Here is a 14,246-nt window from a genome sequence, read left to right as displayed (position 1 = left end):
CCTTCGGATCGCTGCTCTAAGCTACCCACCTGAGCCGATTCGTGTCTGTACCGCCCACAAGGTGTGTTTGACGTTGGTTGCGACTGGAACGAAGTTGTCCCGAGGGACGGAAGCTAACCAGGTAACCCGGCTACACACTGATGGATCGTACCAAGGCCCACGACGCCCGAAGACCGTTCGCAGTTTGCCCTTACCTGCTCAACTCCCCCCTTTGAGCCCCATCGTTCATCCCGTCGCCTACCTCCGTCAGATTTGACTTGAACACCAAAGCTTCTGGTCAGCGAGCAACCCTACCCAGGCAACGAATGCCGGGCTGGCAAACGGATACTTCAAACAAGACGCGACGAGGTTTTTCCCCATGGCACTGACACGCGAACAGCAAATTGCAGCCCTTGAAAAAGACTGGGCTGAAAACCCACGCTGGAAAGGCGTAACCCGCGCTTATTCCGCTGCTGACGTCGTCCGCCTGCGTGGCTCGGTTCAACCTGAGCACACCTTTGCAAAACTCGGCGCCGAGAAGCTGTGGAACCTGGTCACCCAAGGCGCCAAGCCGTCCTTCCGTCCCGACAAAGATTTCGTCAACTGCATGGGCGCCCTCACTGGCGGCCAGGCAGTCCAGCAGGTAAAAGCCGGTATCCAGGCGATCTACCTGTCCGGCTGGCAAGTGGCAGCGGACAACAACTCCGCTGAATCCATGTACCCCGACCAATCGCTGTACCCGGTGGACTCGGTGCCAACCGTGGTCAAGCGCATCAACAACTCGTTCCGTCGTGCCGACCAGATCCAGTGGAAAGCCGGCAAGAACCCAGGCGATGAAGGCTACATCGACTACTTCGCGCCAATCGTGGCCGACGCCGAAGCCGGTTTCGGCGGCGTACTCAACGCCTACGAACTGATGAAAAGCATGATCGAGGCAGGCGCTGCCGGCGTGCACTTCGAAGACCAGTTGGCCTCGGTGAAAAAATGCGGCCACATGGGCGGCAAGGTACTGGTACCGACCCAGGAAGCCGTACAGAAGCTGACCGCCGCTCGCCTGGCCGCTGACGTGGCCGGTACGCCGACCATCATCCTGGCCCGTACCGACGCCAACGCAGCAGACCTGCTGACCTCGGACTGCGACCCGTACGACCAGCCGTTCGTCACCGGCGAACGCACCCAGGAAGGCTTCTACAAAGTGCGCGCCGGCCTCGACCAGGCTATCGCCCGTGGCCTGGCCTACGCGCCGTACGCCGACCTGATCTGGTGCGAAACCGCCAAGCCGGACCTGGACGAAGCACGCCGCTTTGCCGAAGCGATCAAGAAGGAATACCCGGACCAACTGCTGTCCTACAACTGCTCGCCTTCCTTCAACTGGAAGAAGAACCTGGACGACGCGACCATCGCCAAGTTCCAGCGTGAGCTGTCGGCCATGGGCTACAAGCACCAGTTCATCACCCTGGCCGGTATCCACAACATGTGGCACAGCATGTTCAACCTGGCGCACGACTACGCCCGCAACGACATGACGGCCTACGTGAAGCTGCAGGAGCAGGAATTCGCTGACGCCGCCAAAGGCTACACCTTCGTGGCGCACCAGCAGGAAGTGGGCACCGGCTACTTCGACGACATGACCACCGTAATCCAGGGCGGCACCTCGTCCGTGACCGCGCTGACCGGCTCGACCGAAGAAGAGCAGTTCCACTAAGTACCGCGTACACGGCCACTGCGGCCCCACGGAAGACCTAACCGCAGTGCCGCGCAACAATCACGCCCCGACTGGTTCGGGGCGTTTTTTTTGCCTAGGAATCACCGAAAATCAATGGTGGGAGCTGGCTTGCCTGCGATGGCGGTGGGTCAGAGGCAGGTGTTTCAGCTGATTCGCTGATATCGCAGGCAAGCCAGCTCCCACATTGACCGCGCCCTATCCATAGTTTTTTGCTAAAAACATTGATCCAGAGCGGTATCCGCACAGGCCCAATCGGGTAAAAGAGCCGTTGCAGCAACTAAGCAGCACTCAAGCAAGTAACGCTAACTTCCCGCGCCACATGAGAAACACTCGCTTAAACCTCTGCGCAAACAATATTCATTATCATTTGGCGCTTGAAAACTTCGTTACATCTTAAACAAAACATATTTGATGAAAAGCCCGCTAATGCCCACACCACAAGGGCTACAGCCCCAAGAAGGTGCACTATGTGCTTATTCCACCGAATAATTTCGCCCTGGGAATTTTACTTGCCCGGTGTTTAGCCATAAAATCACCGCGATTGATTGCAGTGCGACATATCGTCACTGCATCGTTACTTTTTCGAGCTCAGAGACCTTTGCTCTCTGTTAAGGATTTCCAGCATGACCGACGCGACAGGACTCATGGCCCACAACTGGGGCTTTGCCATTTTCCTCCTCGGTGTTGTAGGCCTTTGCGCCTTCATGCTCGGCGTGTCCAGCCTCCTCGGGTCAAAAGCCTGGGGCCGCAGCAAAAACGAACCGTTCGAATCCGGCATGCTGCCTACAGGTGGCGCCCGCTTGCGGCTCTCAGCCAAATTCTATCTGGTCGCGATGTTGTTCGTGATCTTCGATATCGAAGCCCTCTTTCTCTTTGCATGGTCTGTGTCCGTCCGCGAAAGCGGCTGGACCGGATTCGTCGAAGCTCTCGTTTTCATAGCAATTCTGTTGGCAGGTCTTGTCTACCTGTTCCGAGTGGGCGCCCTTGACTGGGCTCCGGAAGCTCGTCGCAAGCGGCAAGCGAAGCTGAAACAATGAGGCTTTGGCAATGCAATACAATCTCACCAGGATCGACCCGGATGCTCCTAACGAGCAGTACCCCATCGGCGAACGGGAAACCGTTTCCGACCCGTTAGAAGACCAAGTCCACAAAAACATCTACATGGGCAAGCTGGAAGACGTGCTGAGTGGCGCGGTCAACTGGGGGCGTAAAAACTCCCTGTGGCCGTACAACTTCGGCCTTTCGTGCTGCTACGTGGAAATGACCACCGCCTTCACGGCGCCCCACGACATCGCGCGCTTTGGCGCCGAAGTGATCCGGGCCTCGCCGCGCCAGGCGGATTTCATGGTTATCGCCGGTACCTGCTTCATCAAGATGGCGCCGATCATCCAGCGTCTCTATGAGCAAATGCTCGAACCAAAATGGGTTATCTCCATGGGTTCGTGCGCCAACTCCGGTGGCATGTACGACATCTACTCGGTCGTTCAAGGGGTGGACAAGTTCCTGCCCGTGGACGTCTACGTGCCTGGCTGCCCGCCCCGTCCCGAAGCGTTCCTGCAAGGCTTGATGCTGTTGCAGGAATCGATTGGCAAGGAGCGTCGCCCACTGTCCTGGGTGGTCGGTGATCAAGGCGTTTATCGCGCCGAGATGCCGTCTCAAAAGGAACAGCGCCGCGAACAGCGAATCGCAGTCACCAACCTGCGCAGCCCCGACGAAGTCTGATCCAGCCCGCTTCTTTTATAGAACGAAAACCTGGCTTCATTCTTTACGTTGACCGAAAGCGATAAAAAACCATGACTACAGGCAGTGCTCTGTACATCCCGCCTTATAAGGCAGACGACCAGGATGTGGTTGTCGAACTCAATAACCGTTTTGGCCCTGACGCCTTCACCGCCCAGGCCACACGCACCGGTATGCCGGTGCTGTGGGTGGCGCGTGCCAGGCTCGTCGAAGTCCTGACCTTCCTGCGCAACCTGCCCAAGCCGTACGTCATGCTCTATGACCTGCATGGCGTGGACGAGCGTCTGCGCACCAAGCGCCAGGGCCTGCCGAGCGGCGCCGATTTCACCGTGTTCTACCACCTGATGTCGCTGGAACGTAACAGCGACGTGATGATCAAGGTCGCCCTGAGCGAGAACGACCTGAGCATCCCGACCGTGACCGGTATCTGGCCGAACGCCAGCTGGTACGAGCGTGAAGTCTGGGACATGTTCGGTATCGACTTCCCCGGCCACCCGCACCTGACGCGCATCATGATGCCACCGACTTGGGAAGGTCACCCGCTGCGCAAGGACTTCCCTGCCCGCGCCACCGAATTCGACCCGTTCAGCCTCAACCTGGCCAAGCAGCAACTGGAAGAAGAAGCCGCGCGCTTCCGCCCCGAAGACTGGGGCATGAAGCGTTCCGGCACTAACGAGGACTACATGTTCCTCAACCTGGGCCCGAACCACCCTTCGGCTCACGGTGCCTTCCGTATTATCCTGCAACTGGACGGCGAAGAGATCGTCGACTGCGTCCCGGACATCGGCTACCACCACCGTGGCGCCGAGAAGATGGCCGAGCGTCAGTCCTGGCACAGCTTCATCCCGTACACCGACCGTATCGACTACCTCGGCGGCGTGATGAACAACCTGCCGTACGTGCTCTCGGTCGAGAAGCTGGCCGGTATCAAGGTGCCGGACCGCGTCGACACCATCCGCATCATGATGGCCGAGTTCTTCCGGATCACCAGCCACCTGCTGTTCCTGGGTACCTATATCCAGGACGTCGGCGCCATGACCCCGGTGTTCTTCACCTTCACCGACCGTCAGCGCGCGTACAAGGTCATCGAAGCCATCACTGGCTTCCGTCTGCACCCGGCCTGGTACCGCATTGGCGGGGTGGCCCACGACCTGCCGAACGGCTGGGAGCGCCTGGTCAAGGAATTCATCGACTGGATGCCCAAGCGTCTGGACGAATACCAGAAAGCCGCCCTGGACAACAGCATCCTCAAAGGCCGCACCATCGGCGTCGCGCAGTACAACACCAAAGAGGCCCTGGAATGGGGCGTCACCGGTGCCGGCCTGCGTTCCACTGGTTGCGACTTCGACCTGCGTAAAGCGCGCCCATACTCCGGCTACGAGAACTTCGAGTTCGAAGTACCGCTGGCGGCCAATGGCGATGCCTACGACCGTTGCATCGTGCGCCTCGAAGAAATGCGCCAGAGCCTGAAGATCATCGAGCAGTGCATGCGCAACATGCCGGCCGGCCCGTACAAGGCGGATCACCCGCTGACCACGCCGCCGCCCAAAGAGCGCACGCTGCAGCACATCGAAACCCTGATCACGCACTTCCTGCAGGTTTCGTGGGGCCCGGTGATGCCGGCCAACGAATCCTTCCAGATGATCGAAGCGACCAAGGGTATCAACAGTTATTACCTGACGAGCGATGGCGGCACCATGAGCTACCGCACCCGGATTCGTACCCCAAGCTTTGCCCACTTGCAGCAGATCCCTTCGGTGATCAAAGGCGAGATGGTCGCGGACTTGATTGCGTACCTGGGTAGTATCGATTTCGTTATGGCCGACGTGGACCGCTAAGCATGAACAGCACGCTTATCCAGACAGACCGTTTCACCTTGAGTGAAACCGAGCGCTCGGCCATCGAGCACGAGCTGCATCACTACGAAGACCCGCGCGCGGCGTCTATCGAAGCCCTGAAGATCGTCCAGAAGGAACGTGGCTGGGTGCCCGACGGCGCCCTCTACGCCATCGGCGAGATCCTCGGCATCCCCGCCAGCGACGTTGAAGGCGTGGCCACGTTCTACAGCCAGATCTTCCGTCAGCCGGTGGGCCGCCACATCATTCGCGTGTGCGACAGCATGGTCTGCTACATCGGCGGCCATGAGTCCGTGGTCAGCGAGATCCAGAACAAGCTGGGCATCGGCCTCGGCCAGACCACCCCGGACGGCCGCTTCACGCTGCTGCCGGTGTGCTGCCTAGGCAACTGCGACAAGGCGCCGGCGTTGATGATCGACGACGACACATTCGGTGACGTACAGCCCGCTGGCGTCACCCAATTGCTCGAGGGCTACCCATGACCCTGACTTCCTTCGGCCCGGCCAACCTGATCAAGCGTTCGGCCGAGACTCACCCCCTCACCTGGCGCCTGCGTGACGACGGCGAGCCGGTATGGCTCGACGAGTACCAGGCCAAGAACGGCTACGCGGCTGCGCGCAAAGCCTTCGCCGACATGGCCCAGGACGATATCGTCCAGACCGTGAAGGACGCCGGCCTCAAGGGCCGCGGCGGTGCGGGCTTCCCCACTGGCGTGAAGTGGGGCCTGATGCCCAAAGACGAATCCATCAACATCCGCTACCTGCTGTGCAACGCAGATGAAATGGAGCCCAACACCTGGAAAGACCGCATGCTGATGGAGCAACTGCCCCATCTGCTGATCGAAGGCATGCTGATCAGTGCCCGTGCGCTGAAAACCTACCGTGGCTACATCTTCCTGCGTGGCGAGTACACCACCGCCGCCAAGCACCTCAACCGTGCCGTGCAAGAAGCCAAGGCCGCAGGCTTGCTGGGCAAGAACATCCTCGGTTCCGGCTTTGACTTCGAACTGTTCGTACACACCGGCGCCGGGCGTTATATCTGCGGTGAAGAAACCGCACTGATCAACTCCCTTGAAGGCCGCCGCGCCAACCCGCGCTCCAAGCCGCCCTTCCCCGCCGCCGTGGGCGTGTGGGGCAAGCCGACCTGCGTGAACAACGTCGAGACCCTGTGCAATGTGCCAGCGATCATCGCCGACGGCGTGGACTGGTACAAATCCTTGGCCCGTGAAGGCAGCGAAGACATGGGCACCAAGCTCATGGGCTTCTCCGGCAAGGTCAAGAACCCTGGCCTGTGGGAGCTGCCGTTCGGCGTGACCGCGCGCGAGCTGTTCGAGGACTACGCCGGCGGCATGCGCGACGGCTACACCTTGAAAGCCTGGCAGCCAGGCGGCGCCGGTACCGGCTTCCTGCTCCCTGAGCACCTCGACGCACAGATGTATGCCGGCGGCATCGGCAAGGTGGGTACCCGGATGGGTACTGGCCTGGCGATGGCGGTCGACAACACGGTGAACATGGTCTCGCTGCTGCGCAACATGGAGCAGTTCTTTGCCCGTGAATCGTGCGGTTTCTGCACCCCATGCCGCGACGGTCTGCCGTGGAGCGTCAAGCTGCTGATGGCCCTGGAAAATGGCGAAGGCCGCGAGGGTGACATCGAAACCCTGCTGGGCCTGGTCGGCTTCCTCGGCCCAGGCAAGACCTTCTGTGCTCACGCACCGGGCGCCGTGGAGCCATTGGGCAGCGCAATCAAATACTTCCGCTCGGAGTTCGAAGCCGGCATCGCGCCCACCAGCGCCGCCGTCCCGCCTCTGGCGAAGCCGATCGTAGTCGGCGCGTAACGCTTAAACAGGCGAAGGGTCCGTGCCCTTCGCCTGCTCATGTGCTGACGCCTTCAAGGCTGTGTAGATGCACATGAATAACAAGATTCCATTAGCCACGCCCGCTGACAACGGGCCAACGAAGAACTTTGAACCATGGCCACTATCCACGTAGACGGCAAAGCGCTCGAAGTCGATGGGGCGGACAACCTGTTACAGGCGTGTCTGTCACTCGGCCTCGACATCCCGTATTTCTGCTGGCACCCCGCGCTTGGTAGCGTCGGTGCCTGTCGCCAGTGTGCGGTCAAGCAATACACCGACGAGAACGACACCCGTGGTCGTATCGTCATGTCCTGCATGACCCCAGCCACCGACAACACCTGGATCTCCATCGACGATGAAGAATCCAAGGCATTCCGCGCCAGCGTTGTCGAATGGCTGATGACCAACCACCCCCACGACTGCCCGGTCTGTGAGGAAGGCGGTCACTGCCACCTGCAAGACATGACGGTGATGACCGGCCACAACGAGCGCCGTTATCGCTTCACCAAGCGTACCCACCAGAACCAGGACCTCGGCCCGTTCATTTCCCACGAAATGAACCGCTGCATCGCCTGCTACCGCTGCGTGCGCTTTTATAAGGACTACGCCGGCGGCACCGACCTGGGTGTATTCGGCGCCCACGACAACGTGTACTTCGGTCGCGTTGAAGACGGCGTGCTGGAGAGCGAGTTCTCCGGCAACCTCACCGAGGTCTGCCCGACCGGTGTGTTCACCGACAAGACCCACTCCGAGCGCTACAACCGTAAGTGGGACATGCAGTTTGCACCGAGCATCTGCCATGGCTGCTCCAGCGGTTGCAACATCTCCCCGGGCGAGCGCTACGGCGAACTGCGTCGCATCGAAAACCGCTTCAACGGTTCGGTCAACCAGTACTTCCTGTGCGACCGTGGCCGTTTCGGCTATGGCTACGTCAACCGCGAAGACCGCCCACGCCAGCCACTGTTGGCCGATGGCGCCAAGCTGAGCCTGGACGCCGCACTGGATAAGGCCGCCGACCTGTTGCGCGGCCGTAACATCGTCGGTATCGGTTCACCACGTGCCAGCCTCGAAAGCAACTTCGCCTTGCGCGAGTTGGTAGGTGCCGAGCACTTCTACTGCGGTATCGAAGCCGGCGAGCTGGAGCGCATCCGCCTGGTCCTGCAAGTGCTGAACGACAGCCCGCTGCCGGTTCCGAACATGCGCGACATCGAAGACCACGATGCGATCTTCGTGCTCGGTGAAGACCTGACCCAGACCGCCGCGCGTATCGCGCTGTCCCTGCGTCAATCGGTCAAAGGCAAGGCCGAAGAAATGGCCGACGCCATGCGCGTACAGCCGTGGCTCGACGCGGCCGTGAAAAACATCGGCCAGCACGCGCTGAACCCGCTGTTTATCGCTTCTCTGGCTGAAACCAAGCTCGACGACATCGCCGAAGAATGCGTGCACGCTGCGCCGGACGACCTGGCCCGCCTCGGTTTCGCCGTGGCCCATGCCCTCGACGCCAGCGCGCCTGCGGTTGAAGGCCTGGACGCTGAAGCCGTCGAACTGGCCCAGCGCATTGCCGACGCCCTGCTGGCGGCCAAGCGTCCGTTGATCATTGCCGGTACCTCGTTGGGTTCCAAGGCGCTGATCGAAGCCGCTGCCAACATCGCCAAGGCCCTGAAGCTGCGCGACAAAAACGGTTCCATCAGCCTGGTAGTGCCGGAAGCCAACAGTCTGGGCCTGGCCATGCTCGGTGGCGAGTCCGTGGACGCGGCGCTGCAAGCCGTGATCGACGGCAACGCCGACGCCATCGTGGTACTGGAAAACGACCTGTACACCCGCACCGCTGCGGCCAAGGTTGACGCTGCGCTCAACGCCGCCAAGGTGCTGATCGTCGCCGACCATCAGAAGACCGCCACCAGCGACCGCGCCGACCTGGTGCTGCCAGCCGCCACCTTCGCTGAAGGCGACGGTACCCTGGTCAGCCAGGAAGGCCGCGCCCAGCGCTTCTTCCAGGTGTTCGATCCGAAGTACATGGACGCCAGCATCCTGGTGCACGAAGGCTGGCGCTGGCTGCATGCCCTGCGCGCCACCCTGCTGAACCAGCCGATCGACTGGACCCAGCTCGACCACGTCACCGCTGCCACCGCTGCCAGCGCGCCGCAACTGGCTCGTATCGTCGATGCCGCGCCGTCTGCCGCGTTCCGCATCAAGGGCCTGAAACTGGCGCGTGAGCCGTTGCGTTACTCCGGTCGTACCGCCATGCGTGCTGACATCAGCGTGCACGAGCCGCGTACCCCGCAAGACAACGACACCGCGTTTGCCTTCTCCATGGAAGGTTATTCGGGTTCGGCCGAGCCGCGTCAGCAGGTGCCGTTTGCCTGGTCGCCGGGCTGGAACTCGCCGCAAGCCTGGAACAAGTTCCAGGACGAAGTCGGTGGTCATATCCGCGCTGGCGACCCGGGCACCCGCCTGATCGAAAGCAGCGGTGACTCGCTGAACTGGTTCGCTGCGGTACCGCGTCCGTTCAACCCGGCGCCGGGCACCTGGCAGGTCGTGCCGTTCTTCCACCTGTTCGGCAGCGAAGAAACTTCTTCCAAGGCCGCGCCGGTGCAAGAGCGTATTCCTGCCGCCTATGTGTCTGTCGCCAAGTCCGAAGCCGACCGCCTGGGCGTCAACGACGGTGCGCTGCTCAGCCTGAACGTGGCCGGCCAGACCCTGCGTCTGCCGCTGCGTATCAATGACGAGCTGGGTGCCGGCCTGGTTGCACTGCCTAAAGGCATCGCCGGTATTCCGCCTGCCATTTTCGGCAAAACCGTTGACGGTCTGCAGGAGGCAGCGCAATGACTTGGTTCACGCCGGAAGTAATTGACGTGATCATCTCGGTGGTCAAGGCCATCGTGATCCTGTTGGCCGTGGTCGTCGCGGGCGCGTTGCTCAGCTTCGTCGAACGTCGCCTGCTGGGCTGGTGGCAGGACCGTTACGGTCCGAACCGCGTTGGCCCATTCGGCATGTTCCAGATCGCGGCCGACATGCTGAAAATGTTCTTCAAGGAAGACTGGACCCCGCCGTTCGCCGACAAGGTGATCTTCACCCTGGCACCGGTGGTAGCCATGAGCGCATTGCTGATCGCCTTCGCGATCATCCCGATCACCCCGACCTGGGGCGTGGCGGACCTGAACATCGGCTTGCTGTTCTTCTTCGCCATGGCCGGTTTGTCGGTCTATGCCGTGCTGTTCGCCGGTTGGGCCAGTAACAACAAGTTCGCCCTGCTGGGCAGCTTGCGGGCCTCGGCCCAGACCGTGTCCTACGAAGTGTTCATGGGCCTGGCCCTGATGGGCATCGTGGTGCAGGTTGGCTCGTTCAACATGCGCGATATCGTCGAGTACCAGGCGCAGAACCTGTGGTTCATCATTCCGCAGTTCTTCGGCTTCTGTACTTTCTTCATCGCTGGCGTGGCCGTGACTCACCGTCACCCGTTCGACCAGCCGGAAGCGGAACAGGAACTGGCCGACGGTTACCACATTGAATATGCCGGTATGAAATGGGGCATGTTCTTCGTTGGTGAGTACATCGGCATCATCTTGATCTCGGCCCTACTGGTCACGCTGTTCTTCGGCGGCTGGCACGGTCCGTTTGGCATCCTGCCGCAGTTGGCCTTCTTCTGGTTCTTCTTGAAGACCGCGTTCTTCATCATGCTGTTCATCCTGCTGCGCGCCTCGATTCCGCGCCCGCGCTATGACCAGGTGATGGATTTCAGCTGGAGATTCTGCCTGCCGCTGACCCTGATCAATTTGCTGGTGACGGCTGCCGTCGTGTTGTTGAACACGCCCGCTGCCGCGGTTCAGTGAGGATTTGACCCATGTTCAAATATATTGGCGACATCGTTAAGGGTACCGGTACCCAGTTGCGAAGCCTGGTGATGGTGTTCGGTCACGGCTTTCGCAAACGCGACACCCTGCAATACCCCGAAGAAGCGGTGTACCTGCCGCCGCGCTATCGCGGCCGCATCGTACTGACCCGCGACCCCGACGGCGAAGAGCGTTGCGTAGCCTGCAACCTGTGCGCCGTGGCGTGCCCGGTGGGTTGCATCTCCCTGCAGAAAGCTGAAACCGAAGACGGTCGCTGGTACCCGGACTTCTTCCGTATCAACTTCTCGCGCTGCATTTTCTGCGGCCTCTGCGAGGAAGCTTGCCCGACCACCGCGATCCAGCTCACACCGGATTTCGAGATGGCCGAGTTCAAACGTCAGGACCTGGTGTACGAGAAAGAAGATCTTTTGATCTCTGGTCCCGGTAAAAACCCTGATTACAACTTCTATCGTGTTGCAGGTATGGCCGTTGCCGGTAAGCCAAAAGGCGCCGCACAAAACGAAGCCGAACCGATCAACGTGAAGAGCTTGCTGCCTTAAGGAAGAAAGATGGAATTCGCTTTCTATTTCGCATCGGGTATTGCAGTGGTGTCTACGCTTCGCGTGATCACCAACACTAACCCTGTGCACGCCCTGCTCTACCTGATCATTTCGCTGATCGCCGTGGCCATGACGTTTTTCAGCCTCGGCGCACCGTTCGCCGGTGTGCTGGAAGTGATCGCCTACGCCGGCGCCATCATGGTGCTGTTCGTGTTTGTGGTGATGATGCTCAACCTGGGGCCGGCTTCGGTCGCCCAGGAGCGCGTCTGGCTCAAGCCCGGCATCTGGCTCGGCCCGGTTGTCCTCGCAGCGTTGCTGCTGGGTGAACTGCTGTATGTACTGTTCGCTCACCAGAGCGGCCAGGCCATCGGCCACACCACCGTAGACGCGAAAGCCGTGGGCATCAGCCTGTTCGGCCCGTACCTGCTGGTGGTTGAACTGGCTTCGATGCTGCTGCTCGCCGCAGCCATCACCGCCTTCCACTTGGGCCGCAACGAAGCCAAGGAGCAATGACGATGCCTGCTATCCCTTTGGAGCATGGTCTGGCGGTCGCCGGCATCCTGTTCTGCCTTGGCCTGGTCGGCCTGATGGTTCGCCGTAACATTCTGTTCGTGTTGATGAGCCTGGAAATCATGATGAACGCCGCGGCACTGGCATTCATCGTGGCAGGCGCACGTTGGGGCCAGCCGGATGGGCAAGTGATGTTCATCCTGGTGATCAGCCTGGCAGCCGCCGAAGCCAGTATTGGCCTGGCGATCCTGCTGCAACTGTATCGTCGCTTCCACACGCTTGATATCGACGCTGCCAGTGAGATGCGCGGATGAACATGATCTTTCTGACTTTCGTATTCCCCCTGATCGGTTTCCTGCTGCTGTCGTTCTCTCGCGGGCGCTGGTCGGAAAACCTCTCGGCCCTGATCGGCGTGGGCTCCATCGGCCTGTCGGCCATCGTGGCCGCCTACGTCATCTGGCAATTCAATGTGGCACCGCCTGAAGGCGGTCACTACACCCTGGTGCTGTGGCAGTGGATGGCGGTTGAAGGCTTCAAGCCCAACTTCGCCCTCTACGTCGACGGCCTGTCGATCACCATGCTCGGCGTGGTGGTGGGTGTGGGCTTCCTGATCCACTTGTTCGCGTCCTGGTACATGCGCGGTGAAGCGGGCTACTCGCGCTTCTTCTCGTACACCAACCTGTTTATCGCCAGCATGCTGTTTCTGGTGCTGGGCGATAACCTGTTGTTCCTGTACTTCGGCTGGGAAGGCGTGGGCCTGTGCTCGTACCTGTTGATCGGTTTCTACTACAGCAACCGCAACAACGGTAACGCGGCACTCAAGGCATTTATCGTCACCCGCATCGGCGACGTGTTCATGGCCATCGGCCTGTTCATCCTGTTCCAACAGGTGGGCACGCTGAACATCCAGGAACTGCTGGTACTGGCTCCGCAGAAATTCCAGGTCGGCGACTTCTGGATCACCCTGGCGACCCTGATGCTGCTGGGCGGCGCCGTGGGTAAATCTGCGCAACTGCCGCTGCAAACCTGGCTGGCGGATGCGATGGCCGGCCCTACCCCGGTATCGGCATTGATCCACGCCGCCACCATGGTAACCGCCGGTGTCTACCTGATCGCCCGTACCCACGGCCTGTTCACCCTGGCGCCGGACATCCTGCACCTGGTGGGCATCGTGGGCGGCGTGACCCTGGTGCTGGCCGGCTTCGCCGCGCTGGTGCAGACCGACATCAAGCGTATCCTCGCCTACTCGACCATGAGCCAGATCGGCTACATGTTCCTGGCCCTTGGCGTGGGCGCCTGGGACGCGGCGATCTTCCACCTGATGACCCACGCATTCTTCAAGGCCCTGCTGTTCCTCGCCTCCGGTGCGGTGATCGTGGCGTGCCACCACGAGCAGAACATCTTCAAGATGGGCGGCCTGTGGAAGAAACTGCCACTGGCCTACGCCAGCTTCATCGTCGGTGGTGCCGCCCTGGCCGCCTTGCCGTTGGTGACCGCCGGTTTCTACTCCAAGGACGAAATCCTCTGGGAAGCTTTCGCCAGCGGTAACCAGAACCTGCTGTACGCAGGCCTGGTGGGTGCGTTCATGACCTCGCTGTACACCTTCCGCCTGATCTTCATCACCTTCCACGGTGAAGCCAAGACCGAAGCGCACGCAGGCCACGGCATCTCCCACTGGCTGCCACTGTCGGTGCTGATCATCCTGTCGACCTTCGTCGGCGCGATGATCACTCCACCGCTGCACGGTGTGTTGCCACAGAGCGTCGGCCATGCCGGCGGCGAAGCCCAGCACAGCCTGGAAATCGCCTCGGGCGCCATCGCCATCGCCGGTATCCTGCTGGCGGCCCTGCTGTTCCTCGGCAAGCGTCGCTTCGTGACCGCCGTGGCCAACAGTGGCATTGGTCGCTTCCTGTCGGCCTGGTGGTTCGCTGCCTGGGGCTTCGATTGGATCTACGACAAACTGTTCGTCAAACCTTACCTTGCGATCAGCCACGTGCTGCGCAAAGACCCGCTCGACCAGACCATCGGTTTGATCCCGCGTGCCGCCAAGGCCGGTCACACCGCCCTGAGCCGCAGCGAGACCGGCCAATTGCGTTGGTATGCAGCTTCCATGGCCGTCGGTGCCGTGCTGGTGATCGGCGCCATCGTGGTGGTAGCGGTATGACTATGAACATTGCGTACTTTGCG

At 60.9% G+C, this 14,246-nt stretch carries 12 protein-coding genes; all 12 read left to right on the top strand.

Annotation, left to right across the window (positions count from 1 at the left end; genetic code table 11):
- Positions 1–358 precede the first annotated feature (358 nt).
- The 12 genes from aceA (at position 359) to nuoL (ending at position 14,223) form a co-directional block, all read left to right on the top strand.
- A complete protein-coding gene (gene aceA, locus QK296_RS12025) occupies positions 359–1,684 on the top strand; it encodes an isocitrate lyase (RefSeq protein ID WP_003174717.1) in 1,326 nt (441 codons plus the stop codon).
- A 644-nt stretch (positions 1,685–2,328) separates the two neighbouring features.
- Entirely contained in the window at positions 2,329–2,742 is a 414-nt protein-coding gene (locus QK296_RS12020; protein ID WP_003192109.1) for an NADH-quinone oxidoreductase subunit A, read from the top strand.
- Positions 2,743–2,752: 10 nt separating this feature from the next.
- Complete coding sequence (locus tag QK296_RS12015) at positions 2,753–3,427, top strand: NADH-quinone oxidoreductase subunit B (RefSeq protein WP_003174719.1); 675 nt, start codon at positions 2,753–2,755, stop codon at positions 3,425–3,427.
- 71 nt (positions 3,428–3,498) lie between these two features.
- Positions 3,499–5,283 (top strand): NADH-quinone oxidoreductase subunit C/D, encoded by a 1,785-nt coding sequence (gene nuoC, locus QK296_RS12010; protein WP_282390959.1) that lies wholly within the window; start codon positions 3,499–3,501, stop codon positions 5,281–5,283.
- A 2-nt stretch (positions 5,284–5,285) separates the two neighbouring features.
- Positions 5,286–5,783, top strand: a complete 498-nt coding sequence (gene nuoE, locus QK296_RS12005) for an NADH-quinone oxidoreductase subunit NuoE (protein WP_003174721.1) — start codon at positions 5,286–5,288, stop codon at positions 5,781–5,783.
- Positions 5,780–7,135 (top strand): NADH-quinone oxidoreductase subunit NuoF, encoded by a 1,356-nt coding sequence (gene nuoF / locus QK296_RS12000; RefSeq protein WP_034133820.1) that lies wholly within the window; start codon positions 5,780–5,782, stop codon positions 7,133–7,135. Before nuoE ends, nuoF begins: the two co-directional genes overlap by 4 nt.
- A gap of 135 nt (positions 7,136–7,270) precedes the next feature.
- Positions 7,271–9,985 (top strand): NADH-quinone oxidoreductase subunit NuoG, encoded by a 2,715-nt coding sequence (gene nuoG, locus QK296_RS11995; protein ID WP_003192114.1) that lies wholly within the window; start codon positions 7,271–7,273, stop codon positions 9,983–9,985.
- Positions 9,982–10,989 carry an NADH-quinone oxidoreductase subunit NuoH gene (nuoH, locus tag QK296_RS11990; RefSeq protein ID WP_003192116.1) on the top strand — a complete coding sequence of 336 codons (1,008 nt, stop codon included), beginning with the start codon at positions 9,982–9,984 and terminating at the stop codon, positions 10,987–10,989. The genes nuoG and nuoH overlap by 4 nt, the downstream gene beginning before the upstream one ends.
- 11 nt (positions 10,990–11,000) lie before the next feature.
- The gene (nuoI, locus tag QK296_RS11985) at positions 11,001–11,549 is read left to right on the top strand and encodes an NADH-quinone oxidoreductase subunit NuoI (protein WP_003174725.1); all 549 of its coding nucleotides are present in this window, start codon (positions 11,001–11,003) and stop codon (positions 11,547–11,549) included.
- 9 nt (positions 11,550–11,558) lie between these two features.
- Positions 11,559–12,062: an NADH-quinone oxidoreductase subunit J gene (gene nuoJ, locus QK296_RS11980; protein WP_003174726.1), complete on the top strand. Its 504-nt coding sequence runs from the start codon at positions 11,559–11,561 to the stop codon at positions 12,060–12,062.
- Positions 12,063–12,064: 2 nt separating this feature from the next.
- Positions 12,065–12,373 carry an NADH-quinone oxidoreductase subunit NuoK gene (gene nuoK, locus QK296_RS11975; protein WP_003174727.1) on the top strand — a complete coding sequence of 103 codons (309 nt, stop codon included), beginning with the start codon at positions 12,065–12,067 and terminating at the stop codon, positions 12,371–12,373.
- The gene (gene nuoL / locus QK296_RS11970; RefSeq protein ID WP_034133818.1) at positions 12,370–14,223 is read left to right on the top strand and encodes an NADH-quinone oxidoreductase subunit L; all 1,854 of its coding nucleotides are present in this window, start codon (positions 12,370–12,372) and stop codon (positions 14,221–14,223) included. Before nuoK ends, nuoL begins: the two co-directional genes overlap by 4 nt.
- The last annotated feature ends 23 nt before the right edge of the window (positions 14,224–14,246 follow it).

Origin of the sequence: Pseudomonas sp. AL10, assembly GCF_029960685.1 — a bacterium.
Classification (GTDB): Bacteria; Pseudomonadota; Gammaproteobacteria; order Pseudomonadales; family Pseudomonadaceae; genus Aquipseudomonas; species Aquipseudomonas lactis.
Note: the sequence above shows the minus strand (reverse complement) of the source record. Positions and strands in the feature narration are given on the sequence as shown.